Genomic DNA, 25,076 nt, shown 5'->3' with positions numbered 1-25,076 from the left:
TTCCATCAGGCCGCTACCATATACAGACAGTCGAACCGTCGTGGAGTTTCCCGTGAGCCAAGTTGAACAGCCTGCTGGTGGCGCCCCCGCCATCACCATTTATTCCACCGCTGTCTGCCCGTACTGCGTGGCGGCCAAGAACTTCCTCAAGAGCAAGGGCCAGCAGTGGACCGAGGTGCGCATCGACCTGGATGCCGCCGAGCGCGAAAAGATGATGGCCAAGACCCGCCGCACCAGCGTGCCGCAGATCTTCGTCGGCGAGGTCCATGTCGGCGGCTACGATGACATGATGGCCCTGCACCGGGAAGGCAAGCTGGAGCCGCTGCTGGCCGGGCAGGGCGCAGCATGAGCGCAGCGGACGAAAGCGGCGACCGCCTGGCTGAATTCAACGCCTACCGCAAGAAGATGAACGAGCGCATCCTGGCCGAACCCAACCAGGTCGTGCGCCGCTTCTTCGCACTGGACACCCAGACCTACCAGGCCGGCGCGCTGGATGTGAAGACCAAGGAACTGCTGGGCCTGGTGGCATCGCTGGTGCTGCGCTGCGACGACTGCATCAGCTACCACGTGGCCCAGTGCAAGGCCGCCGGCGTGGAGCGCGATGAGTTCTTCGAAACGTTCTCGGTCGGCCTGGTGGTGGGCGGCTCCATCGTGATCCCGCACCTGCGCCGCGCGGTGGACTTCCTGGACCAGCTTGAAGCCGGCGCCGCCGCCCCGGCCGAACACGAGCACTGACCGCCCCTGGTAGCGCCGCGCCATCCTCGGCGGAATTCCGGGGGGTGGTGGCGCTGCGCTCGCCGGGCATGACTTGGCGCTACCTGCCCTACGGTAGTGACGGCCGCTGGCCGTCTGCTTCTGCGCTTTCCGCTGCGCTCGCCAAGCATGGCTTGGCGCTATCCCGGCCTCGGACTTTGGTCTATTTGGGAGCTTGGACCCGGCTGAGGCATAATTGCGGGTGAAACTTACCTGCGCCGGTCCACCGGACACCCCCGGACGGCGTTTTTCCCCCTGTTCGGAAATTTGATCAATGACGCAGAAAATCACGGTCATCCGCGGCGATGGCATCGGCCCGGAGATCATGGACGCTACCCTGTACGTCCTGGACAAGCTCAACGCCGGCCTGGAATACGAAGACGCCGACGCCGGCCTGGTCGCGCTGGAAAAGCATGGCGACCTGATGCCGGCCTCCACGCTGGAATCGATCGCGCGCAACAAGATCGCGCTGAAGAGCCCGCTGAGCACCCCGATCGGCGGTGGCTTCACCTCGATCAACGTCAGCCTGCGCCGCCACTTCGACCTGTACGCCAACGTCCGCCCGGCGCACACCTTCCCGAACACCAAGTCGCGTTTCGACAACGTCAACCTGGTGACCGTGCGTGAGAACACCGAAGGTGCCTACCTGGCCGAAGGCCAGGAAGTGTCGGCCGACGGCGAGACCGCCTTCTCCGGTACCCGCATCACCCGCAAGGGCTCCGAGCGCATCGTGCGCTATGCCTTCGAACTGGCCCGCAGCACCGGCCGCAAGAAGGTCACCGCCGTGCACAAGGCCAACATCATCAAGTCGACCTCGGGCCTGTTCCTGGCCGTGGCGCGCGAAGTGGCCGCCAAGTACCCGGACATCGAGTTCCAGGAAATGATCGTCGACAACTGCTGCATGCAGCTGGTGATGCGTCCGGAACAGTTCGATGTGATCGTCACCACCAACCTGTTCGGCGACATCATCTCCGACCTGTGCGCCGGTCTGGTCGGCGGCCTCGGCCTGGCCCCGGGCGCCAACATCGGTGAGAACGCGGCGATCTTCGAAGCCGTGCACGGCACCGCGCCGGACATCGCCGGCCAGGGCAAGGCCAACCCGTGCGCCCTGCTGCTGGCGGCGGCGCAGATGCTGGACCATATCGGCCAGCCGGAAAACGCCGAGCGCCTGCGCAAGGCCATCGTCGCCACGCTGGAAGCCAAGGATTCGCTGACCGGCGACCTCGGCGGCACCGGCAACACCATGGGCTTCGCCCAGGCCATCGCCAGCCGCCTGTAAGCGGCGGCGGTACGGTCACTGCACTACCAGCGGGGCGCCTTCGGGCGCCTCGTTGCGTTTGGAGCAGGGGTCAGAGTCGGGGGTCGGAGTCGGGGGTCGGATTCCTTTTGCGGAAAAAGGACTCTGACCCCCGACTCTGACCCCTTCTCGAGGTCTGTGCGGACTACGCACAGATGGCGTGCGGGTTCTGGACTGTGCGGCATGCGGGGCAGGAGTCAAGCTGGCTGCACACTCCGCAGCCAAGGTACCAACCGCATGAACATCGCAGCTTTCGGTCTTGCCAGCCTGATCGGCATGGCCGCCGTCGCCCCGGCCGCCGCCGCCGAGCCGGCCCATCCCACCATCCGCCACATGGCCGGTGCCCTCCCGATCGACGCCCTGCAGGCAGACAAGACGGCGGTCCTCGTCATCGATTTCCAGAACGAATACTTTCCGGGCGGCCGCATGGTGATCCCCGATGGCGCCAGTGCCCTGGAGAACACCCGTCGGCTGATCAGGGCGGCCGATGCCAAGGGCATCCGCGTGATCCACGTCCAGCACGTGCTGCCGGCCGGCGCTCCGCTGTTCGCCGAAGGGGGCAAGACCGTGCAGTTCCATCCGGACATGCAGCCGCGCACCGGTGAAACCGTGGTGCAGAAGGACAACGTGAGCGTCTTCGCCGGTGCCTCGGCCGTGGTGATGGACAAGACCTTGAAGGAGGCCGGCATTGATACGCTGATCATCACCGGCCTGATGACCCACGCCTGCGTGTCGGGTGCTGCCCGTGATGCGGCGGCTGCACCGCGCGGTTACCGGGTGATCGTCTCCTCCGATGCGACCGCCACCCGTGACCTGCAGCTGGCCACCGGGACGAGCATCGATCACAAGACGCTGCACGCAGCCAGTCTGGCTACGGTTGAAGACACCTATGGCGACGTCATGACCACCGACGCGATCATCGGCCTGGTCGGCAAGGCCGCCGCTGCCGCGCGCTGATAAGCTGGCAGCGCCCGCACCCGGCGGGCGCTGCCGGAGCGTGCCGACGATGGACCATTTCGCCGCGTTGCGTGCGTTGCGTGCCATTGTCGAAGCCGGCACCTTTACCGCCGCCGCCGAGCGCATGGGCACCACGCATTCGGCGATGTCGCGGCAACTGCGGCAGCTGGAAGACCATCTGGACGTACGGCTGCTGGATCGCAACAGCCGCCGCTTCGCGTTGACCGAAGCCGGTCGCCAGTATTACGCCGAATCGGTGGAGCTGCTGGACCGGCTGGAACTGGCCGACAACCGCGCCCGTGCCGCACAGGCGCAGCCGAGCGGTCGCATCCGCATCAGCGTGCCCCAGGTGGTCGCCAGCCAGGAGCTGCCGCACTGGTTGCCGGCGTTCCTGTCGCGTCACCCGCAGATCGCGCTGGACCTGTGCGCGGACGACCAGCTGGTGGATGTGGTGGGCGGTGGCTTCGACCTGGTGCTGCGCATTGCCCATGAACTGCCGGACAGCCAGATGGTGGCGCGCGAACTGGCCTGCTGTGACCGCATCCTGGTGGCCGCACCGTCGTATCTGGCCCGGCATGGCCTGCCGCGCCACGGCAGCGATCTGGCGCAGCACGCACTACTGGCATTCAGTCCGGTTACCGCGCGTGCACCGTGGCAGCTGCAGGGCCCGCGCGGGGCGCAGCTGGAGGTCGAAGCCGGCCAGCGGCTGGCGGTGGATGCAACGCCGGCACTTCATGCCGCCGCGCTTGCCGGCATGGGCATCACCGTGTTCACCGCACTCACCGTGCAGGACGACCTGCGCGCCGGACGCCTGATCCGCGTGCTGCCGGACTGGACCGCCGGCCAGCGACGCTATTACGCGCTGTACCCGCATGCCCGCGCGCTCGCACCGAAAGTGCGCGCGCTGGTCGATCATCTGGCGGCGCACTACGCTGCCCTGCAGTCGTCACTGACCGCACGGTAGTCGCCCGGCAGGGGACGCGGCAGGGGGCGCGGCAGGGGTCAGACTCCTTTTCGCAGAAAAGGACTCTGACCCCGGACTCTGACCCCTTTTCCCGGCCGGCTCAGCGCTGCTGGATCTTCGACAGCAGGCGCAGGAATTCAACGTACAGCCACACCAGGGTGACCATCAGCCCGAACGCGCCGTACCACTCCATGAACTTCGGCGCGCCCTGTTCCACGCCGCTTTCGATGAAATCGAAATCCAGCACCAGGTTCAACGCCGCCACGATCACCACGAACACGCTGAAGGCGATGCCCAGCCCGCTGGCTTCATGGATCACCGGCACGTTGATGCCGAACAGGCCCAGCACGATCGACGCCAGGTACAGCAGCGCGATGCCGCCGGTAGCCGCGACCACGCCCAGCTTGAAGTTCTCGGTGGCCTTGATCAGCCCGCTGCGGTACGCCACCAGCAGCGCGACCAGCGTGCCGAAGGTGGCCAGCACGGCCTGGAACACGATGCCCGGGAAGCGCTGTTCGAACACCGCCGAGACCGCGCCCAGGAACAGGCCTTCCACCAGCGCGTACATCGGCGCGGTGACCGGCGACCAGGTCTTCTTGAACACGGTGATCAGCGCCAGCACGAAGCCGCCCAGCGCACCGCCGATCAGGTAACCCATGCCGGCCGACGACAACGTACCGGCCGTCTCACCGCCGGTCACCAGCGCCTGGCTCCACGAGAACGACGCGGTCAGCACGGTCAGCAGCAACAGCAGGCCGGTCTTGTTGACGGTGCCGTTGAGCGTCATCACCTGGTCGCCGCGGGCGGAAACGGTGCCGCTGCCAAGGTCAAGGAAGGTGGACTCGGAAAGAGCCGGGTTGCCGCTGCGCATGTGCGATCTCCGTGCGAAAAGAGGGGAGGGGAGGCCATCCGGCCGTCTGCAGCCAGCATAACGCACGGCCGCAGCAGCCGGCCGGGCCGCGCCTGCGTACCCCTGCGCAGGTTTGACAGAACCAGGTCCGGTTGTTCACAATTCCCGTCTGCTTGTGGGCCCCGCCCTGGCAGGAAGCATCGCCGGGGTATAGCGCAGTCTGGTAGCGCGCCTGCTTTGGGAGCAGGATGTCGGGGGTTCGAATCCCTCTACCCCGACCAACCATCGCCCTGTTGGAGTGGGTTGGTCCACCCGGTTCGGGCGCCCGTAGCTCAACTGGATAGAGCACCGGCCTTCTAAGCCGGCGGTTACAGGTTCGATTCCTGTCGGGCGCGCCAAATACTCATAAATCTGCCCTATTTGAGAACGCCAAACACCGCCGTTTCCCGCACAGAAATAACTTGTGGTGAAAAAAAGCGTAGAAGCGACGGCAATTGGCGGACGGAAAATTCTAACTGCACTCATCGGCTAACTGTCGATGTCGTTGAGTGCACCTTGGGCATCCTCCCAATGCCGCTGTTCGAAGCTTGTGTGCTTGTGGAATCTCTAGGCAATCGCAATCGCCCGCACCTCAGCAAGCAAGAGAGGTGAAAGTCCCAGCGCTTCCAGTGGACGGGTGTGCAACCACTGTAGTGCGCCCACGGTATCGAGGTCTTTACGAGCAGACATTTCGTTCAGTTTCATCGCGGTGACGCGTGACAATCCTAAAGAGATGAAGCTGATCATCGTTTTGTCTGATGCGCCGATCTCTAGGTAGAGTGGCAAAGACGGAATGCTGGATGCCATGTCCACCAAGCCTGCGGTGTCGAGAGCGTAGACAAGAAGCGCACTGTAGCAACCAAACAGCCGGACGGCTTGGAATCGGATATCACCTTCGATCAAATCCAATGTGCTCCTGATTGTTGTTCGAACGGCTTTCGAAGAATTTCGCGAGATTTGGTCGTCGATGATTTGGGAAAGCGGGTGGCCAAGCATCCAGCGTCGCGCAATCAGGGCATGGAACCGATGCAAGTTCTTTGAGGTGTCGATACCAAGGATGATTTCGTGGCACAGCTCCAAAACATCCGCGTATGACTGGAATGCTTCGCTTTCCCGAGGATGAGAAGGAATGAGGGTTCGCGCGACATCGGCACCTAACGCTATCCTCGCGCTCAACCGGTCATAAAGCCGCTGTTGCTTGTGAGCGGAGATGTTCGGAGTTCGACTGAGAACTGCCGCTGGCAGCGTTAGCTTCTCGCTGGCCGACGTAAGCGCAGCCTCCAACAGACTGGACTGTGTATCGCCCGCCAGAAGACCAGCTCGTTCGAATGTTTGACCAAGAGCGCCGCCTTTAAAATCGGCATAGAGGCGAACGAAAGTCGTCTCAAGAGCGGTCTCAACACTGCGAACTGCTGTTGGCGCGCCAACAATCACATTCATTAGCTGGTCACGGTGGTTACTAAGGCTGCTTTCAATCGCCGGCGTAACGACGGAATCTTTTGGACCATCGAGTGGCTTCTTCTTCCACTTGTCATAGTCGATTAGGAAGATGTTCCCCTGAAATTCCCGCTTGAGCCGACCGGCACGGCCAGCAAGGTTCCAAAAGTCGGTCGATTCAAGTGCTCTAGTTCGACCTTTTTCCGGAGCAAACATAAATATGTTCTTGGCAGGCAGATTGACACCTTGAAGCAAGGTGCTTGTGCAAACAAGATAATCGATATCGCCTGACGATACTGCAGCTTCAATCGCACGTCGGAGTTGGGTTGGGATATTAGAATAGTGAAATGCCACGCCGTGTTTGACGCACTCGACCAACGCATAATTGGCGTGCACCGCTTCTTTCGCCAAGTCGGATAACGCGAGCCGTGCTTCGGTTGGTTCTCGATCGGACATCAACTCTGCAAGCTGGAGCGCAACACTTTCCGCTTCAGCGGCGCCATTGGCATAAATGATGTTGGAATGCCCGTGTCCGAGCACCGCCGGGATATGGACAAGTTTCTCTGTTCGGCTCGCGACCGTCCGGTCCAGTTGCAGCTTTGCGACTTGCCGTAGCGCTCTGGATCCGTCGCCAGCCGTTTGGATCACCAGTTTGCCCTTGGTTGCTGATTCGACGGTCGTGACCAAAAAGTTCTGCGCAACGGTCGGCTCTACCGAAGAAAACTCGACGACGTCGTCCAGGCCAAAGAGCCTGCCAAACACATCTAGATTTCGGATCGCTGGGCTGGCGAAGAGAATTTGTGATGCGGGGTTTCGGATCAATAGATCGTCGATGACCCATTGCAGTAGTACGCCCCGCGATCCGTCCGCAATCGAATGTGCTTCGTCAACAATGATGACGTTGGCACTGAAATCGGGGTGGGCTCCAAGGGCGAGTTGCACCCGCTCTTGAGTCATCACGTAGATTGTCCGCTCAGCGAGAGTCGTTTCAGCATCCAGAGGGACCGTCACGATGTCAGGAATATTCTGCGCCAATCCCCTAAATTGGATTTTCAAGTCATCAGCCACCTGAGCGATCAGGGCGCGGGTCGGGACGATGTACACGATTGATTTTGGCTGCCCGCTGTCGAACAATGCCGAGAGATACCCCTGCAAAACAAAGGATTTTCCAGCGGATGTCGGCGCCGCTAGCGCGATGCGGCGACTTTGGATGAGATTCAGCCACAATTTTCGCTGAAAGTCGGTCAGCAGCACCGCTTGTCCGTTGATGGTAACTTCATGAGCATCAGCCGACGCAATTTCTTCTGCGGCAAGCATGAGCGGTAGACTGGTGCGCGCGGAAGCCACGTCCACGCGGGTGCCGATGGAAGGAAAGTTGCCGAGACGCGTGAGCACGACACGTAGGGCCTGGTCCAAGGGGACTTGGCCAGTGCCGAACAAGTCGTACGCACAAGTCGCAACCCGGAACGCCGCGCGTCGATGATCTGCGGTCTCGGAGCAAGCCAAGATGGCCGCTGAACGCATCAATCGCGTGGCGTCCGCGAGGTCGGCGTCACCATCAACGATGCCACCGATTTCTTTGGTTAGCCACGCGATCTCAATGCGATGTGCGGCATCGTGAAAGCCGGGGTTTCCCCAAACCTTATCAGCCAGCTCCTGCATCATGGCAGCCAACCAATCCGAGCCTGAAAGAGATCGCGAAATTCCTGGACATCTGGGAGCGGGAAGAAGAACATCTCCACATCCTGCGAATCCAGCCCAGCCGTCTTGAGCGCGGCTGAAACCTTCGGTGCCACTGCTACAAGCGCCTCTTTCGCCAGTGCGCCGAATGCGTCTTCGGCACCCTGATCACCAGCAGCGCTAGCCTTTTGGAAACCATCAAAATCGAAGCCGATTAAGCAGGTGATGACATCCTTGCGTTCGTTGTATTCTTCCTCGTGGGGGTCCAAGTATCGCAATAGCGCCGCTTTGCCGTCGGTTCCCAAGCCTGTGAAATCGATGTTTCGCTGAACAAGCTGGAGTTCGTGGCCCAGTTCGTCGGGCTTCAAAGATTTTGCAATCGACGTCGCAGCAGCGGTGATAGCTGCGCCGACCTCACCATACATTTTCGACTCGCCCCAATACATAAACAGCCTTGCGGTCTCTGGACAATAGCGAACATGGACACCGTCCGCACCGTGGACAGGCATTTGCGAATTTGTTTTCAAGGTCATCTTGGCGATGACCTGCGGTGCGCCTAATATCCACTCGGTCAATAGATAGAGCAGAAGTTCGCCAGCCTCGCCGTTTCGATTTGTTGCCTTGTGCGCTTTAATAAAAAGCTTGGCGGCCGTGTCATTGAGTTGGGTGGTCTTGATCAGAAAATCGTCGAACGGCAGAGTTGACTGAAGCGCTCTCACCGCATCGATTTCCTTTCGCGTTAACGCGAACGGCGTCAGGTGAAGCCAAGCCAACTCCACCAGTTCGTGAATAGTGGTCTTGCCTTGTCGAAAGGCGGGAAAATGCAGGCGAAGCGTGACCCCCGCCGACTTGCACGTCACCTCGTGCTTTAGTTCCCTAATCCTCGGCCCCAATTTAGAATAGTCGCGGCTAAGTGCTGCCAAGACTGTGTCTAAATCGGAGCTTGCGGCTTCAGTTATGCCTCGTCCAATCAAATCATGCTCCCCAATGATTCAAGATCATCTTTTATCACCCAAATAACGCGGCCTGCCTGCGCGCTGTGGGATTGATTAGATATCTCACAGGTTTCGTTAGCTTCGCAACTTTTCCTTCATCGTCAGCCCGCTTCAGCCATGCGTTCACCTGCGCCTTCTCCAGTTCAAGGCGCGCAGCTACATCGTCCACCGTCATAGGTGCGGCAGATGCAAACTCAACTATCCGAGCAAGGAAAAGTGTGTAGAAGTCTACATCGACCAACACGCTGTTCTCGGGAACCGAGACGCCGGAAGTGACCGGCGCATCCACTAATGGCTCCGATAACAGCGAACTTTTTCCTGGTGCACTGGTTTCGGTTCTTCTTTCCTTGTCGGATTCGGCTTCTTGCTCATTATCTTGCGCAATCAGCGGAACTTCGCTGCCCAAGTTTTGCAGCGGTGCGGAGTGAGTTCCCTCAAATAGTTTTGACAGCGAAGTCATATCTTCCGGAAACCAGTTCGCTCCACGCTGGGCAAGTTCTCGATTGCCGGAGTTCTGGTCGCTGCTCGGCTTCACCCAAAGCGGGACCCACCCCGCCCGGATATCTTCGATCGCTCCGTTCCACGTTCCTCCCTTATTGCGCGTGCTGCTGATCACCACGGCAGCATCGGCTAGGCAGTAGATGTATCGGTTGCGCGACATCGCATGACCGACATTAAAACCTGCCTCTGGATTAAAGGGACTAATGAGCGCTAAATCGCCAGACATGATGTGCTTGCGATACTTCACTGATGTTGCGGACCGAAGCAGGCTGTCGGCAAGAACACCCACGGCTGTGCCTTGGCTTTCCAAAGCCCCAAGCATTGCGCTTTGATCGACACCGCGAGCTCCGCCTGAGACAAGAGAATATCCCTGAGCTGCTGCCTCTGCACCAAGTCTTCCGGTGTAAGCGAGGTCCTCATCGTCGGCGTCACGCGAGCCTACGACCGCGATACCGCCGGTATTAAGAAGATCCTTGTTTCCGCAGCCAAATAAAACGGCGGGGGACTCCGAACGAAGTCGCCGCTTTAGTCGCTCTGGGTATTCATGGTCAGATCTCGTTAGAACCCATAAACCAGCCCGCTGCCACTTTTCGAGCGCGAGCCCAAGGGCTGCTCCCCTGCCTAAAAGTGCTCGAATACGCGCTATTGAAACTGTACGATCCACCCAGCCCGTGAGTAGAGAGTCCAGATCCCCCTTCAGCAAGGCGGCAGGCTCCAGCCCATGGTCTTTTAGCCAGATAGCAAATTTTGCCCACTCGCTGTTGGAGAAGGGCTTTCCATCCTGCGAATCTGACTTCCCGAACGACACGGTTAGAAGCATTACTGCCTGCGCTTGAGGTGTAAGATGCATGTCAGCCTCCCACGCTCGAAGTAGTCAACGCAACTGGCCAAACAGGACCACTGCCGGCCTGCCTGAGAAGCGCAGCGGCCACCGTCATCGTCCACGCCGAGTCCACGACGTCATCCAGAAGGAGCACAGCGCCGGTGGGCACGTTCCCGACGACTGCGAAAACACCATCGAGGTTGCGGCACTGGTGAAACCTGTTCTGCTGCCCCTTCTGGGGCTCATTGTCCTTCACCTTGACGATTGCCGGCACGAACGGGAGGCCAAGAGCCTTCGCGAGGCGGTGCGCTAAATCAGGTACAAGTGTCGGATGGTTTCTGGACGGGACACAGGTGACCCATGTCGGTGACGGATTAGGTTGCCAGCGATCGCGCAGCATCTCCGCAACAGCATCAACGAGTTCGTCTCTGAAGCGACCATTGTGTTTGTCGTCAGCTACCACTTGCCCCCAACCAGCATCACCCCAACGCGAAAGAATCCGACCTGGTTCTGCGCGGAGCTCTAAGGGGAGGTTCCCTATGAGCCCATATTCGGCGAAGGCATCCTTTGCGACCTGCTTGTTGCAATCCAAGACGATCTCGGAGTGGCGCAGGAAACGACCGGCCACGATCGCCGTTTTGCGAGTGAATGATGGATCCACGACTGGCCTGCCCAAGCAGTTGGCGCATTTGCCGCATGCCTGCGGGTTCACATCATCAAGAGCGTTGGCCAGAAACTCCATCAGACATCGCGGTTCATCGATGTAGGCTTGAACTTCGCCCCACTCGATCTCGCGCTGCTCGGTTAGACGCTGAATGCGTTCATGATTCATGCGAAATGGGACGGGGGTTCTCTGCCATTTCGAGCCGTCCTTGATGACAGGGGCTGGACTATCGACGGAAAGGAACTTGAGTACCTGTTCGATCTGGCCGTGTCGCAGGTTCACTATTTCCTCGATTTGAGCCGTGCTCAGACCATCGCTGTCTTCAAGCGCCTCCAGGATCGATTGAACCCATCGCTCGCGCGGGAACGCGCTGCCACGAAAGAATTCGTGGATGTGATCATCTTCGTCGCCTGACATTAAAACGCCGACTGCGTGAGCAATGCCACGGCCGGCCCGGCCGACTTGCTGATAATAGGCAACGATCGATCCGGGTGCCTGATAGTGAACGACGAAGCCGAGATCCGGCTTGTCGTATCCCATTCCAAGGGCAGTCGTCGCGACCAATACCTTGATCTCGTTTTTAAGGAGTTGATCTTCAAGGTGCTCACGATAGGCGTCGGAGTCTTCAAACCCATCGCCCAGTACGCCGCTATAGTAAGGTCGGGCAGAAATGCGGTGCTGATTGAGCCAATCAGTAACCTGGTTCGCATCGCGCTTTGTCAGCGTGTAAATGATACCTGTGCCCGGAAGTTCATTGGTATGTTCCACCAGCCACGCGAGACGCGCTGCCTGCGTGGGGAGGCGCAACGTCTGTAGCGCGAGTGTTTGCCGTGTGAGTGCTCCGCGCTCGATTCCAATGTTGCCCAATTGTGCTTGAACATCCGCAACGACGCGATTGTTCGCCGTCGCTGTCGTACCCAGTATTGGGACGTTCTCCGGCATCCTCTGCAAAACGTTGACGAGGCGCCGATAGTCGGGCCGAAAATCGTGGCCCCAGTCGGATATGCAGTGGGCCTCATCAACGACGAGCAAGCCAATCGTTTCTGCGATTGGTAGCAAGACGTTTTCCACGAAATCGTCATTGGCCAGACGTTCGGGAGAAATCAGAAGCGCATCAGCCTGATTGGCCCGCACGACCTGTTGAAGTGCCGGCCATTCGTTTCTGTTCGTAGAATTTATGGTTAGAGCGCGAATGCCAAGACGACTCGCGGCTTGAATCTGGTTACGCATCAGAGCGAGAAGTGGAGAAACGATGAGAGTTGGTCCACGACCACGATCTCGGAGAATACGGGTGGCAATGAAATAGACGGAACTCTTACCCCAACCAGTCCGCTGTACGACCAGCAAACGCTCCCGTCTGTTCACCAAGGCGTCGATGGCTTCCCATTGCCCATCGCGAAATGATGCCGCATTATCGCCAAGAGCCCGCCTGAGGAGAGAAAGTGCGGTCGAACGATCGGTCATTATCTGTGCTCCAGTTCAGTGCCGATCCGCAGTCGGTCGACATAGGTTTGATAGGCGAAGCTGCGATCTCGCTTTTTGCCCGTCGTCTCGACGAGAATGCCTGCAGCGATAAGCGTCTCAACGGCACGAGTGGCCGTCGGCTTGCTCGTCGCGATATGCGTCATGGCGGTCGCGACAGTGATAATCGGATGATTGGGCAAAAGCTCGAACGGCCGCACAGCTGAGGCAGATGTCGTGTCCTGAGCCAGTACGCGGGCTCGGTCCGATGTGACAACGGCAAATAGCTCGCGTGCCGATGCGACGGCCTCGTCGGCAATCGTCGCCACGGCGTCGAGAAAGAAGTCGGTCCAGCCCTCCCAATCGCCGTCGGTGCGCACGGCGGTTAGTCGGCGAAAATATTCGGCACGGTGGCGTTTAAAAAAGAGGCTGAGATAAAGAAGCGGCGCCTTCAGCATCCCCCAGTGTTCGAGGAGCAAGGCAATGAGCAGGCGGCCCAAGCGACCATTGCCGTCGAGATAGGGATGGATGCTCTCGAATCGTACATGCGCCAGCCCGACCCTTACCAACAGTGGCAGGTTGTCTGTCGTATGAAGGTATTTCTCGAAATCGCCAAGCAGGCTGGGAAGCGCCTGCACAGGGGGCGGAACATAGATGGCGTTTCCTGGCCGACTGCCGCCGATCCAGTTTTGGCTCCGTCGCACCTCGCCGGGCTGCTTGGTCGCTCCGCGCGCACCGTGCATGAGCCGCTGATGTGCTCCGTTCAGCAACCGCATGGATATTGATAGGACGTCAGATTTGGCTAACTCTTGGCGTGCGTAGGACAGTGCATCCAGATGGTTGCAGATCTCCTCGACATCCGCGTCCGGCTCCACCTCATGCTCGGCTTCGAAGTTCAGCAGATCGATGAGGGTCACCTGCGTGCCCTCGATCTGAGACGAGATGACCGCTTCCTTACGCACGAAAGCGTAGATGAACCAGTCAATCGACGGTATCATCTCACTTGCGAGATCGAGCCGTACCAGCGCGTGCTCGGCCGTCCGTAGGCGCTCCGCAAGTTGACCTTCGATCTTAATTTTAGGGTCTTGCGGCGGCTGAGCCGAAGGCACGAAGGAGTGTACAGCCTCATCACCTGCCATTGTGCTTTCGTACCGACAAGTGGCTTGTCTCATACGCTTCATTCCGCTTTCAGCAAAGCACATCCAGGCGCTAACTTGGTGGACAAGGTGCGATCTCGTTCCAAGGCAGCATCGCAAAGAACGAACTCTTTACCAGCACCGAAGGAAAGTCAAGAGAACGTTATTATTGTCGGGCTGGATGACGGTTTCTGGTCGCTCAGGCAGCCGGAAAGTCCAATCGTATTTTAAAGTGCTAAAGCGTAGACGTAGTTCTAATCATCCTCTGGCGCGGCGCGCCATTTGGATCCGCGCTACAAACTCCAATTTTCCTCATGGACGCAGCGGTCGTGCCTGCGCACGATGTCCTTGCTGGCCCATCGGGGTCGGCCGGGATTGGAGTCCCGATCAAGTCATGTCTATCTGCACTCTGTTGTGGCCTTCGGGCACGGCGGAGAATGCATCGCCTCGCCGGTTCAATGGCGGGCGATGTGCGGGGATCTCCCGATCCGCCGGTTTTTCTTGATAGACATGCTTGCCGGTACTCCAACCCGCATCGCCCGCCACCTCGCGCTCCGGCGCAGGTGGCTTCAAGCCCTGCGAGGTTCCCGATGTCGCCACAGCTGGATGCCGGCACGCGCCTGTACGCGTTGATCGGCGAAGCCATCCATAACCTGCCGCCGCGCTTCGTGTCGCGGCTCGAAGCCATCCTCATGGCGCAGGACGACGTACGACCCGCCTATGTGCCGGTGCATGGCCTGCCACCGATGCAGCAGCGCCTGCGTGCGGCGGCATGCCATGACGAGGCCTGTACGGCCGCCGATGCCTGGCGCTGTGATGTGCGGCTGGCCGACCGCAAGCTGCGCGGGCTCGGTGCGGTGCTGCGGATCCTGCAGAAGGCGCAGGCCAATACCTATGACGCCACCGCCGACGTGCCGCCCGGCGACACCCTGGTGGACGAACTGTTGCTGCTCGGGCGCGAGCTGGTGGACAGCGCCCGCGACGCCCTGCGCGGCGCGGTATGACCGCTGGCATCGGCCATTGCGAACCGGTCAGCAGGCGATGATCGCAGCCACTGCCTGCGGGACGGACCGGCCCGCGCGCATCGCGGTCATCAGCGGCAGGTAGGTCCGCCGCAGGTCCGCGCGTCGCGCGCTCAGTGCCTGGATCATCGCGTCGTATTCGCCCCGCGCCAGCCCCAGCGGCAGCGACGCATCCAGCCAGCCGGGGCGCCGCCACGGCTGCGTGGCGTCGTCCGGCAGCAGGCACTGCTGGTGCTGCAGGTCACCAATCAGGCGATCCAACTCGTTGGACTGCAGCAGCATCCGGGTCAGCCACCAGCCCGCTGGGGCGCTGGCGCGGAAGGACAGCGCGCACCGCGGCACGCCGTCAGCGGGCGGTTGGCGCTGCGTCAGGCGCAGGGTCAGGTGCAGCTGCGTGCGGATGCGGACAGGGCGAAAGCGGGTACTCATGGCAACGACCTCTCACCGGAAAGAAGGTCACGCTGACATGGAGCATGGGGGCGGCTCCAGCGATCCAGGGCTCGTTCATGCAGGGTCACCGTGGCGCAGGGCAGGGGAGCGCGCGATCCGGTGCGGTGGTAGCGGGTATGCAGAGGTAATTGCGACAGCCGCGGCGGCCGGTCGCGGGCAGCAGCGTACGGCCCCGCGCGCGCATGAAGACGTATGGAGGACGCATGCGTGAAGAACTGCTTGCAATTCCGGGGCGACTCCGTAAAAATAGCGGACTTGCTTCGGCATTCGTCGCTTTTCGGCGCGGTGCAGGGCAGAAATCAAGGTTCCAGCGGCAGGCAGTCGATGCCACTGGGTCCGACGTTTCAGTGGTGGCTGTAGCTCAGTCGGTTAGAGTACCGGATTGTGATTCCGGTGGTCGGGGGTTCGAATCCCCTCAGCCACCCCACTGATTCAAGGCAGGTCAGCCGAAAGCAGATCAGCCGTTGCAGAAAGACGTAATGCAGCTTAAAGTATTCGTCTAGTTTTTCGGGCCGTTAGCTCAGTTGGTAGAGCAGTTGACTCTTAATCAATAGGTCCAAGGTTCGAATCCTTGACGGCCCACCAGACAGAAGCCACCAGGTCACCCTGGTGGCTTTTTTCTTGTCCGCATGGTGCCCATGGCATCGCACGCAAAAAAAGCTTGCAAGACGTGTCGCGACCACGTCATAATTCGCCTCCCGATTTTCGGGCCGTTAGCTCAGTTGGTAGAGCAGTTGACTCTTAATCAATAGGTCCAAGGTTCGAATCCTTGACGGCCCACCAGACAGAAGCCACCAAGCAAGCGCCTGGTGGCTTTTTTCTTGCCTACGATTCCTGCGTTGGTTGCAAGCGACGAAGGTTCACTGGAGTAGAGCCCCCTTGAGTCAAGGGGGCGCGCCGAAGGCGCGGGGATCTGGCGGGCTGATAAGAGGGGCCCGCGTTTCGCGCAGCGACGCGTGGGGCGGCAGCGCGCATGCGCGGCCGCGTACCCCACCAGACAGAAGCCACCAAGCAAGCGCCTGGTGGCTTTTTTCTTGTCTACGATTCCTGCGTTGGTTGCAAGCGACGAAGGTTCACTGGAGTAGAGCCCCCTTGAGTCAAGGGGGCGCGCCGAAGGCGCGGGGATCTGGCGGGCTGATAAGAGGGGCCCGCGTTTCGCGCAGCGACGCGTGGGGCGGCAGCGCGCATGCGCGGCCGCGTACCCCACCAGACAGAAGCCACCAAGCAAGCGCTTGGTGGCTTTTTTCTTGCCAGCGCTAGGGGAACTCAGCCTGCCAGCGCGAGGGGGATGGCAGGCATCGCGAACACGAAGCGGGTTCCGTGCGCGGCATCGGATTCCACCGACAGCGTGCCGTTGTGTGCCTTGGCGATTTCCGCGGCGATATACAGCCCCAGTCCGAGGCCGGGACGCGGCTGGTCACCGGCCTCGCGCGAGAACGGAGTAAACAGCTTGCCCAGCTTGTCCGGGGCGATCACCCCGCCGTTATGCACCTGCAGCACCAATCCGTTGGCGTCGGTTTCGATATCCAGCGTGATCGGCTGGTCCGGTGCGCCATGCACGGCCGCATTGGTCAGCAGGTTCGCCAGCAGCTGCGACAGACGGTCGGCATCACACAGCAGCGGTGCATCCGCGGCGATCGTTGTGATGATGTCGCTGCGCCTGGTCGCGCCGGCGACCTCGTGCACCACCTGCATCAGCTGCGCGGCCACGTTGGCATCGTAGGTGAGCGCCACCGGGATGCCGCCACCGAGCCGGCCGCGGGCGAAATCCAGTACGTCCCTCACCAGTCCGTCAATGCGGGTGATGCTGTCACGTACGCGGGTCAGCAGCATGCCGCCGCGTGCGGTATGCGGTTCGAACTCCAGCATCTCGGTCGCCATGCTGGCCGCCTGCAGCGGGCTGCGCAGGTCGTGGCCGAGCACCGCGATGAACTGGTCGCGCAGCACGGCGGTGTCGTTGGCCGCCGACAGATCGGCCACCGCCTGCTGCAGCCGCTGTTCGGTGTGCAGGTAGTTGCCGATCAGTTCGGCGAACAGTTCCAGCGACCGCACCACCTGGACCTCGTCGAATGTCGCCGGCGCCGAATCGATCGCGCACAGGGTGCCGAAGAAGCTGCCGTCGGGACGGAAGATCGGCACCGATACGTAGCTTTCCAGCCCGTACAGGCGCGGGGTGTGGTGGCTGGCGTAGTGCGGATGCTCGCTGGCATGTCCGAAAATCACCGGCTGTGGGGCCTGGCGGATCTCGTTGCAGATCGTCGTTTCCAGCACCAGCTGCCCGCCCACGCCGAGGCCGAAGCCCAGCGTGTCGTAGGTGGCGCAGGCGACCCAGTGGCTGTCGGTGACCCGGGCCACGGCGGCGAAGCGCGAGCCGGTGATGTGGGCCACGGTTTCCAGGATCCGCGGCACCGCCGCGATGGCGCCGATGTGGGCGATGTCCTGGGCGATGTCTGCGCCCAGCGGGGCGTCGGCCGGCTGCTGCATGCGGTGCTCGCCTCCTCGGCGGGCGGGTTCATGGCGGGCATCATGGGAGGTGAAGCGTGCCGGCCTGTGCAACCCATTCTAGGCCAAGCGGTGGCAGCGTATCGCACCCGCCCTACCCAAGACCGCCCCGCGCCTGCGACAATACCCGGCTAGACCAGCGAAAGTGGCGGAATTGGTAGACGCCCTGGATTTAGGTTCCAGTGCCTTAACCGGCGTGGGGGTTCGAGTCCCCCCTTTCGCACCATGGTCCGGCCACCCCCGCCAGCCGCGCGTTTCATGCGCGCGCCCGCCTGACCGACCCCCGCTGGCAGTGCCGCCCGTTATCGTCCAAACTAAAGGGCTGCGGCGGGCATGCGTGTCAACGCCGTCGCGTCCGAACAACCGTTTCGTCCATCACATCGAACCGGGGGCCAGCAGGGCCGCCGGTGGCAGGAGTCAACATGCAAGCTTCGATCGAATCCACCGGCAACCTGGAACGCCGCCTGAGCTTCTCGCTGCCGGAAGATCGCCTCAACACCCATATCAGTGGGCGTCTGGGCGAAATCGCCCGCACCACGCGCATCAAGGGTTTCCGCCCGGGCAAGGTGCCGGCCAAGGTGATCGAGCAGCGCTTCGGCGCGCAGGTCCGTGGCGAAGCCGTCGACGGCCTGCTGCGCGAAACCTTCGACGCGGCCATCCGCGAACACGCCCTGCGCGTGGTCGGCAGCCCGCGCATCGACAAGGGTGAGCAGGGCGAACTGTCGTTTGTGGCCACCGTCGAGCTGGTGCCGGAGTTCGGCGAAATCGACGTTGCCAAGCTGAACGTGGTCCGCCACGTGGCCGAAATCGGCGATGCCGACATCGACCAGATGATCGAAAACCTGCGCCAGCAGCGCCGTACCTGGGCCCCGGTCAGCCGTGGCGCGCAGGAAGGCGACCTGGTCGCGCTGGAAACCTTCTCCCAGGCGGGCGATGAGCGCCTGCCGGCCGAAGGTACCGAAAAGGGCACGATCGTCATCGGCCAGAACATGATGTTCGAAACCATTGAAAAGGGCCTGGTCGGCCTGGCCAAGGGTGAAGAAAAGACCCTGGACGTCGAGTTCCCGGCCGATTGGCGCGTTGAAGCGCTGGCCGGCAAGACCGTGCAGGTCACCGTCAAGGTCACCGAAGTGTCCGAAGAGTCGCTGCCAGAAGTGGACGACGCCTTCATCAAGAGCTTCGGCGTCAAGGCCGGCGACGTGGAGCAGTTCCGCAAGGGACATCCGCGCCAACCTGGAGCGCGAGCTCAAGGGCGCCCTGATGAACCGCCTGCGTCGCGAAGTCGGCGAGCAGCTGATTGCCGCTTACAGCTCGGTCGAACTGCCGCCGCGCCTGGTGGAAAACGAAGCCCGTGCGATGCTGGCCCAGCAGGTCGAGCAGATCCGTCGCAGCGGCCGTGATCCGGGCCAGGTGCCGGCCGACGCCCATGAAGGCTTCAAGGACGCGGCAGGCAAGCGCGTGCTGGTCGGCCTGCTGGTCGGCGAAGTGGCCCGCATCAACGACCTGAAGCTGGAGCCGAAGCGCCTGAATGAAACCATGCGCCTGATCGCTTCGACCTACGAAGAGCCGGAGCAGGTCATTGAGATGTACCGCAACGACCCCCAGCTCATGTCGGGTCTGCAGAACCGCGTGATGGAAGAGCAGGTGATCGACTGGATCGCCGAGCGCGCCCAGCACACCGAGGAAAAGCTGTCCTTCCAGGACGCGATCCGCGGCTGATTCCTGCAGAACACCACACCCCGCGCCCCAGGGCGCGGGGGCGTTCCCCCCAACACAGGTGCCTCACGATATGGACAACCGAACCAAAGCCCTCAATCTGGTTCCGATGGTGGTCGAGCAGACCGCCCGCGGCGAGCGCGCCTATGACATCTACTCGCGCCTGTTGAAGGAGCGCCTGATCTTCCTCGTGGGCCCGATCGACGATCACATGGCCAACGTGGTGGTGGCGCAGCTGCTGTTCCTGGAAGCGGAAAATCCGGAAAAGGACATCAGCATCTACATCAACTCGCCCGGTGGCGTGGTCACCGCCGGCATGGCGATCTACGACACCATGCAGTACATCAAGCCGGACGTGGCCACCATCTGTGTCGGCCAGGCCGCCTCGATGGGTGCCCTGCTGCTGGCATCGGGCGCGGCCGGCAAGCGTTATGCGCTGCCGAATTCGCGCGTGATGATCCACCAGCCGCTGGGTGGCTTCCAGGGCCAGGCGACCGATATCGACATCCACGCCCGCGAGATCCTGACCCTGCGTGCGCGCCTGAACGAGATCCTGGCCAAGCACACCGGCCAGTCGCTGGAAACGATCGCCCGCGACACCGAGCGCGATAATTTCAAGAGCGCCGTCGAAGCGCAGGCCTACGGGCTGGTCGATCAGGTCCTTGAACGTCGCCCGGAAGAGTCGATCCAGGCGGGTTGATTACAGCAAAGCAGTCGATTTTCCGACTGGACAAGCAGGGTCGGGCAGGGCTGGTGCCCTCTCGGCCCTGTGTTATTCTCGAATTGAACCCCCGTCGAACGGGTGGGGTAACCAGGTAAGCGAAGCATGAGCGAAGACCGACAAGGTCGTTCCACGGACAGCGGCAAGATCCTTTACTGCTCCTTCTGCGGCAAGAGCCAGCACGAGGTGCGCAAGCTCATTGCCGGTCCAAGCGTGTTCATCTGCGATGAATGCGTGGAGCTGTGCAACGACATCATCCGTGAAGAGCTCGAGGAAAAAGCGCAGTCGGCGCGCAGTTCGCTGCCCAAGCCGCGCGAGATCCTCGAAGTCCTGGACCAGTACGTGATCGGCCAGAAGCGCGCCAAGCGCACGCTTGCCGTGGCCGTGTACAACCATTACAAGCGCATCGAGAGCCGGCAGAAGAACGACGAGGTCGAACTGGCCAAGTCGAACATCCTGCTGGTCGGCCCGACCGGTTCGGGCAAGACGCTGCTGGCTGAAACCCTGGCCCGCCTGCTCAACGTGCCCTTCACCATGGCCGACGCCACCACGCTGACCGAAGCCGGTTACGTGGGCGAAGACGTGGAGAACATCATCCAGAAGCTGCTGCAGAAGTGCGACTACGACGTCGAGAAGGCACAGCAGGGCATCGTCTACATCGATGAAATCGACAAGATTTCGCGCAAGAGCGAGAACCCGTCGATTACCCGCGATGTGTCCGGCGAAGGTGTGCAGCAGGCCCTGTTGAAGCTGATCGAAGGCACCGTGGCCAGCGTTCCGCCGCAGGGTGGACGCAAGCACCCGCAGCAGGAATTCCTGCAGGTGGACACCAAGAACATCCTGTTCATCTGTGGCGGCGCGTTTGCCGGCCTGGACAAGGTGATCCAGCAGCGTTCCACCGAATCGGGCGGTATCGGTTTCGGTGCGAAGGTGAAGTCGTCCGAGCGCAAGCAGGAAATCGGCAAGCTGCTGGCCGAAGTGGAGCCGGAAGACCTGATCAAGTTCGGCCTGATTCCGGAATTCGTGGGCCGCCTGCCGGTGGTCGCGACCCTGGAAGAGCTGGACGAAGCGGCGCTGATCACCATCCTGACCGAGCCGAAGAACGCCATCACCAAGCAGTTCAAGAAGCTGTTCGAGATGGAGAACGTCGAGCTGGAGTTCCGTCCGGACGCGTTGGCCGCCATTGCCCGCAAGGCGCTGAAGCGCAAGACCGGTGCCCGTGGCCTGCGCACCATCGTGGAATCGGTGCTGCTGGACACCATGTACGAGCTCCCCTCGCAGGAGAACGTCAGCAAGGTGGTGGTGGATGAGTCGGTCATCGAACACAAGTCCGAACCGTACCTGATCTACCAGACCCCGCCAGCACCTGAACAGAAGGCCGCTGGCGCTGAATGATTCTTTCAATCGCTTGATTTGAAAGTATTTTTTAGCAGCGTCTTGCATCCTTGCGCCGATGGCCCCATAACGGGGCCATCGGCTTTTTTGTCTCTGGCCCCGCTGGAGCCGGAGAGGCGTATCCCCCCTTCCTGGAGCCCCCATGGCCCGTTCCCCAACTGAGACTCTCGACCTGCCGGTACTGCCGCTGCGTGACGTGGTGGTGTTCCCGCACATGGTCATCCCGCTGTTCGTCGGCCGTGACAAGTCCATGCATGCGCTGGAAAAGGCGATGGAAGCGGACAAGCGCATCCTGCTGCTGGCGCAGAAGTCGGCCGAGACCGACGATCCGCAGGAAGCCGACCTCTACCAGGTCGGTACCCTGGCGCAGGTGCTGCAGCTGCTGAAGCTGCCTGATGGCACCATCAAGGTGCTGGTGGAGGGTCTGTCGCGCGTACAGGTCAGCCAGGTCGGCGAGCGCGATGGCGCGCTGCAGGGCACCGCGGTGGAGATCCAGGCCGAAGACGGCCGCGAAGCGCGCGAGATCGAAGCGATCGCCCGTTCGCTGATGTCGCTGTTCGAACAGTACGTCAAGACCAACCGCAAGCTGCCGCCGGAGCTGCTGCAGACCTTGGCCGGCATCGAAGAGCCCGCGCGCCTGGCCGACACCATTGCCGCGCACATCAGCGTGCGCCTGGCCGACAAGCAGCGCCTGCTGGAAGTGCTGCCGGTAGGCGAGCGCCTGGAGATGCTGGTGGGCCTGGTCGATGGCGAAATCGACGTGCAGCAGATGGAAAAGCGCATCCGCGGCCGCGTCAAGTCGCAGATGGAAAAGAGCCAGCGCGAGTACTACCTCAACGAACAGATGAAGGCCATCCAGAAAGAACTGGGTGACCTGGACGACGCGCCGGGCGAGCTGGAAGAGCTGGCCCGCAAGATCGCCGAAGCCGGCATGCCCAAGCCGGTGGAAACCAAGGCCAAGGCCGAACTGACCAAGCTCAAGCAGATGTCGCCGATGTCCGCCGAGGCGGCCGTGGTGCGCAACTACCTGGACTGGATCCTGGGCGTGCCGTGGAAGAAGCGCACCAAGGTGCGCAAGGACCTGAAAGTCGCCCAGGACACCCTGGACGCCGACCATTACGGTCTGGAAAAGGTCAAGGACCGCATCCTGGAGTACCTGGCGGTGCAGTCGCGGGTGAAGCAGATGAAGGGCCCGATCCTGTGCCTGGTCGGGCCGCCGGGCGTGGGCAAGACCTCGCTGGGCCAGTCCATCGCCAAGGCGACCAACCGCAAGTTCGTGCGCATGAGCCTGGGCGGCGTGCGCGACGAGGCCGAGATCCGTGGCCACCGTCGCACCTACGTCGGTTCGATGCCGGGCCGGATCGTGCAGAACCTCAACAAGGTGGGCAGCAAGAACGCGCTGTTCCTGCTGGATGAGATCGACAAGATGTCGATGGACTTCCGCGGCGATCCGTCGTCGGCGCTGCTGGAAGTGCTGGACCCGGAGCAGAACAACTCCTTCAACGACCACTACCTGGAAGTGGACCTGGACCTGTCCGAAGTCATGTTCGTGGCCACGTCCAATTCGCTGAACATTCCCGGCCCGTTGCTGGACCGCATGGAAGTCATCCGCATCCCCGGCTATACCGAGGATGAGAAGCTCAACATCGCCATGCGCTACCTGGTGCCCAAGCAGATCAAGGCGGCCGGCCTGAAGCCGGAAGAGCTGGAAATCGACGGTGCGGCGATCCAGGACATCGTGCGCTACTACACGCGCGAATCCGGCGTGCGCAGTCTGGAGCGCGAAATCGCCAAGATCTGCCGCAAGGTGGTCAAGGAGATCGCGCTGGCCGGTCCGGCCGGCCTGCCCAAGCCGAAGGCGGTGAAGGGGAAGAAGGCGAAGAAGGGCGCGCTGGTGCTGGTGGACGGCAGCAACGTGGACAAGTACCTGGGCGTGCGTCGCTTCGACTTCGGCCGCGCCGAAGAAGAAAACGAGATCGGCCTGGTGACGGGCCTGGCATGGACCGAGGTCGGCGGCGACCTGCTGCAGATCGAGTCCACCCTGGTGCCGGGCAAGGGCCAGCTGATCCTGACCGGCCAGCTGGGCAACGTCATGAAGGAGTCCGCTTCGGCCGCGCTGTCGGTGGTGCGCTCGCGTGCGGTGCAGTTCGGTATCGATGCCGCCTTCCTGCAGAAGCAGGACGTGCACGTGCACGTGCCCGATGGTGCCACGCCCAAGGATGGCCCCAGCGCCGGCGCGGCGATGGTCACCTCGCTGGTGTCCATCCTGACCAAGGTGCCGGTGCGCGCCGATGTGGCGATGACCGGCGAGATCACCCTGCGCGGTCGCGTCACGGCCATTGGCGGCTTGAAGGAAAAGCTGCTGGCGGCACTGCGTGGCGGTATCCGCACGGTCATCATCCCGGAAGAGAACCGCAAGGATCTGGCCGACATCCCGGCCAACGTCACGCGTGATATCGACATCATCCCGGTGAAGTACATCGAGCAGGTGCTCGACCTGGCGCTGGAGCGTCCGCTGACGCCGAAGAAGGCGCGTAAGACTGCGCAGCGCGTCACTGTTCGCAGCAAGGCCAAGACACCTTCCGCCACGCGCGTCAAGCACTGAAGCGCGTACCGCAAACGGCCGAAACCCGCGTCATTGCTGGGTTTTCGGCTTGCGCGGGTGTAGGGCCACTGGTATAAAAGCAGCACTCGCGAATCAGCTGCATCCAATTCGCTGAACCGATCCAATTTGCCGTCGTGCATGCTGCAATGAACGATGGCGTCCCTGGCTAATCCGCGGGTCCCCCGCAATAAGGAGCTGTAGAGAATGAACAAGACCGAATTGATCGACGCCGTTGCCGAGACCGCTGACCTGACCAAGGCAGAGTCCGCTCGCGCTGTCGATGCCGTCGTTGCTGCCGTCACCAAGGCACTGAAGAGCGGTGATGCTGTGACGCTGGTCGGCTTTGGCACCTTCCAGGTCCGTGACCGCGCTGCCCGCACCGGCCGCAACCCGAAGACCGGCGACACCATCGCGATCGCTGCTTCGAAGAATCCGTCGTTCAAGGCTGGTAAGGCCCTGAAGGATGCTGTAAACTAAGCGGCTCGCTGGGGTGCTTAGCTCAGCGGTAGAGCGTCTCCTTTACACGGAGAGGGTCGGGGGTTCGAAACCCTCAGCACCCACCACAGCACCGCGGTAAAGTTTGAAATGTGGAGCGGTAGTTCAGCTGGTTAGAATGCTGGCCTGTCACGCCGGAGGTCGCGGGTTCGAGTCCCGTCCGCTCCGCCATTTTCAACGAGGCCTCCGGGTTCACCCTGGGGGCTTTGTTTTCTCCACCGCTTCGGCGGAAGGGAAGACAAAAAGTTTTGCAGCACGGAGCGGTAGTTCAGCTGGTTAGAATGCTGGCCTGTCACGCCGGAGGTCGCGGGTTCGAGTCCCGTCCGCTCCGCCACTGCAGATTTGGTAACACCTTGTGAAAAACTTCTAAAAAAAGTGTTCATGAGGCTGGGCAATCAAACGATCTTCGGATAGAATGAGCGCCTGCAAAGTTTCAACGCGGAGCGGTAGTTCAGCTGGTTAGAATGCTGGCCTGTCACGCCGGAGGTCGCGGGTTCGAGTCCCGTCCGCTCCGCCACGATTGAAGAGCCCCTGGTGAAAACCAGGGGCTTTTTTTATGCCTTGCCTATGGCCGCGCCGCGCCCCGCGTGGCACCTGCTTTGGAGCCTGCGCC

18 protein-coding genes, 10 tRNA genes and 1 pseudogene are annotated in these 25,076 nt (G+C 61.6%); 21 read left to right on the top strand and 8 right to left on the bottom strand.

Features of this window, described 5'->3' with window-relative positions; translation table 11 throughout:
- Positions 1-52 precede the first annotated feature (52 nt).
- The 5 genes from grxC to QE373_RS14395 all read left to right on the top strand — a co-directional run bounded on the left by grxC (position 53) and on the right by QE373_RS14395 (position 3,971).
- Positions 53-349 (top strand): glutaredoxin 3, encoded by a 297-nt coding sequence (gene grxC, locus QE373_RS14415; protein WP_057506987.1) that lies wholly within the window; start codon positions 53-55, stop codon positions 347-349.
- A complete protein-coding gene (locus QE373_RS14410; protein ID WP_057506986.1) occupies positions 346-735 on the top strand; it encodes a carboxymuconolactone decarboxylase family protein in 390 nt (129 codons plus the stop codon). The genes grxC and QE373_RS14410 overlap by 4 nt, the downstream gene beginning before the upstream one ends.
- 292 nt (positions 736-1,027) lie before the next feature.
- Entirely contained in the window at positions 1,028-2,032 is a 1,005-nt protein-coding gene (locus QE373_RS14405) for an isocitrate dehydrogenase (protein WP_123700529.1), read from the top strand.
- A gap of 255 nt (positions 2,033-2,287) precedes the next feature.
- A complete protein-coding gene (locus tag QE373_RS14400; protein ID WP_309687736.1) occupies positions 2,288-3,007 on the top strand; it encodes an isochorismatase family protein in 720 nt (239 codons plus the stop codon).
- A 49-nt stretch (positions 3,008-3,056) separates the two neighbouring features.
- Complete coding sequence (locus QE373_RS14395; RefSeq protein WP_309687734.1) at positions 3,057-3,971, top strand: LysR family transcriptional regulator; 915 nt, start codon at positions 3,057-3,059, stop codon at positions 3,969-3,971.
- A 100-nt stretch (positions 3,972-4,071) separates the two neighbouring features.
- On the opposite strand, the gene QE373_RS14390 is transcribed toward QE373_RS14395, so the two are convergent.
- Positions 4,072-4,842, bottom strand: a complete 771-nt coding sequence (locus QE373_RS14390; protein ID WP_123700530.1) for a Bax inhibitor-1/YccA family protein — start codon at positions 4,840-4,842, stop codon at positions 4,072-4,074.
- Between the two features lie 183 nt (positions 4,843-5,025).
- On the opposite strand from QE373_RS14390, the gene QE373_RS14385 reads away from it, so the two are divergent.
- Positions 5,026-5,102 (top strand) — tRNA-Pro (locus tag QE373_RS14385).
- 40 nt (positions 5,103-5,142) lie between these two features.
- A tRNA-Arg gene (locus tag QE373_RS14380) sits at positions 5,143-5,219 on the top strand.
- A 208-nt stretch (positions 5,220-5,427) separates the two neighbouring features.
- Here the strand turns inward: QE373_RS14380 and QE373_RS14375 are convergent.
- The 5 genes from QE373_RS14375 to QE373_RS14355 form a co-directional block, all read right to left on the bottom strand.
- The gene (locus QE373_RS14375; RefSeq protein ID WP_309687730.1) at positions 5,428-7,962 is read right to left on the bottom strand and encodes a DEAD/DEAH box helicase; all 2,535 of its coding nucleotides are present in this window, start codon (positions 7,960-7,962) and stop codon (positions 5,428-5,430) included.
- Positions 7,959-8,900: a DUF1837 domain-containing protein gene (locus QE373_RS14370; protein WP_309687729.1), complete on the bottom strand. Its 942-nt coding sequence runs from the start codon at positions 8,898-8,900 to the stop codon at positions 7,959-7,961. The genes QE373_RS14375 and QE373_RS14370 overlap by 4 nt, the downstream gene beginning before the upstream one ends.
- 85 nt (positions 8,901-8,985) lie before the next feature.
- Positions 8,986-10,323 carry a DNA-processing protein DprA gene (locus tag QE373_RS14365; protein WP_309687725.1) on the bottom strand — a complete coding sequence of 446 codons (1,338 nt, stop codon included), beginning with the start codon at positions 10,321-10,323 and terminating at the stop codon, positions 8,986-8,988.
- 1 nt (position 10,324) lies between these two features.
- Positions 10,325-12,424, bottom strand: coding sequence for a RecQ family ATP-dependent DNA helicase (locus QE373_RS14360; RefSeq protein ID WP_309687723.1), 2,100 nt, complete (start codon positions 12,422-12,424; stop codon positions 10,325-10,327).
- On the bottom strand, positions 12,424-13,560 hold the full coding sequence (locus QE373_RS14355) for a Fic/DOC family N-terminal domain-containing protein (protein ID WP_309687721.1): 1,137 nt from the start codon (positions 13,558-13,560) through the stop codon (positions 12,424-12,426). The genes QE373_RS14360 and QE373_RS14355 overlap by 1 nt, the downstream gene beginning before the upstream one ends.
- Positions 13,561-14,147: 587 nt before the next feature.
- On the opposite strand from QE373_RS14355, the gene QE373_RS14350 reads away from it, so the two are divergent.
- Positions 14,148-14,561 (top strand): hypothetical protein, encoded by a 414-nt coding sequence (locus QE373_RS14350; RefSeq protein WP_309687719.1) that lies wholly within the window; start codon positions 14,148-14,150, stop codon positions 14,559-14,561.
- Between the two features lie 27 nt (positions 14,562-14,588).
- Here the strand turns inward: QE373_RS14350 and QE373_RS14345 are convergent, their stop codons facing one another.
- Entirely contained in the window at positions 14,589-15,008 is a 420-nt protein-coding gene (locus QE373_RS14345) for a hypothetical protein (RefSeq protein WP_309687717.1), read from the bottom strand.
- A 371-nt stretch (positions 15,009-15,379) separates the two neighbouring features.
- Between QE373_RS14345 and QE373_RS14340 the strand changes: the two genes are divergently transcribed.
- The 3 genes from QE373_RS14340 (at position 15,380) to QE373_RS14330 (ending at position 15,812) form a co-directional block, all read left to right on the top strand.
- Positions 15,380-15,456 (top strand) — tRNA-His (locus QE373_RS14340).
- A gap of 82 nt (positions 15,457-15,538) precedes the next feature.
- Positions 15,539-15,614 (top strand) — tRNA-Lys (locus QE373_RS14335).
- A 122-nt stretch (positions 15,615-15,736) separates the two neighbouring features.
- Positions 15,737-15,812, top strand: a tRNA-Lys gene (locus QE373_RS14330).
- 483 nt (positions 15,813-16,295) lie between these two features.
- On the opposite strand, the gene QE373_RS14325 is transcribed toward QE373_RS14330, so the two are convergent.
- Positions 16,296-17,513, bottom strand: a complete 1,218-nt coding sequence (locus QE373_RS14325; RefSeq protein WP_309687715.1) for a GAF domain-containing sensor histidine kinase — start codon at positions 17,511-17,513, stop codon at positions 16,296-16,298.
- A 157-nt stretch (positions 17,514-17,670) separates the two neighbouring features.
- On the opposite strand from QE373_RS14325, the gene QE373_RS14320 reads away from it, so the two are divergent.
- The 10 genes and pseudogenes from QE373_RS14320 (at position 17,671) to QE373_RS14275 (ending at position 24,980) form a co-directional block, all read left to right on the top strand.
- Positions 17,671-17,757, top strand: a tRNA-Leu gene (locus QE373_RS14320).
- Between the two features lie 196 nt (positions 17,758-17,953).
- A pseudogene (tig, locus tag QE373_RS14315) lies at positions 17,954-19,250 on the top strand (trigger factor).
- Positions 19,251-19,320: 70 nt separating this feature from the next.
- Entirely contained in the window at positions 19,321-19,947 is a 627-nt protein-coding gene (gene clpP / locus QE373_RS14310) for an ATP-dependent Clp endopeptidase proteolytic subunit ClpP (RefSeq protein ID WP_042613348.1), read from the top strand.
- Positions 19,948-20,073: 126 nt separating this feature from the next.
- On the top strand, positions 20,074-21,363 hold the full coding sequence (gene clpX / locus QE373_RS14305) for an ATP-dependent Clp protease ATP-binding subunit ClpX (protein WP_042613349.1): 1,290 nt from the start codon (positions 20,074-20,076) through the stop codon (positions 21,361-21,363).
- Between the two features lie 142 nt (positions 21,364-21,505).
- Positions 21,506-23,968 carry an endopeptidase La gene (lon, locus tag QE373_RS14300; RefSeq protein ID WP_309687711.1) on the top strand — a complete coding sequence of 821 codons (2,463 nt, stop codon included), beginning with the start codon at positions 21,506-21,508 and terminating at the stop codon, positions 23,966-23,968.
- 204 nt (positions 23,969-24,172) lie between these two features.
- Complete coding sequence (locus tag QE373_RS14295; RefSeq protein ID WP_042613351.1) at positions 24,173-24,445, top strand: HU family DNA-binding protein; 273 nt, start codon at positions 24,173-24,175, stop codon at positions 24,443-24,445.
- Between the two features lie 11 nt (positions 24,446-24,456).
- Positions 24,457-24,531, top strand: a tRNA-Val gene (locus tag QE373_RS14290).
- A 26-nt stretch (positions 24,532-24,557) separates the two neighbouring features.
- Positions 24,558-24,634, top strand: a tRNA-Asp gene (locus QE373_RS14285).
- Between the two features lie 86 nt (positions 24,635-24,720).
- A tRNA-Asp gene (locus QE373_RS14280) sits at positions 24,721-24,797 on the top strand.
- A gap of 106 nt (positions 24,798-24,903) precedes the next feature.
- Positions 24,904-24,980: transfer RNA gene (locus tag QE373_RS14275), tRNA-Asp, on the top strand.
- Positions 24,981-25,076: the final 96 nt, after the last annotated feature.

Source organism: Stenotrophomonas sp. SORGH_AS_0321, from assembly GCF_031453215.1.
Lineage (GTDB): Bacteria > Pseudomonadota > Gammaproteobacteria > Xanthomonadales > Xanthomonadaceae > Stenotrophomonas > Stenotrophomonas chelatiphaga.
The sequence above is the reverse complement of the archived record's forward strand: the minus strand, read 5'-3'. Positions and strand labels throughout refer to the sequence as shown.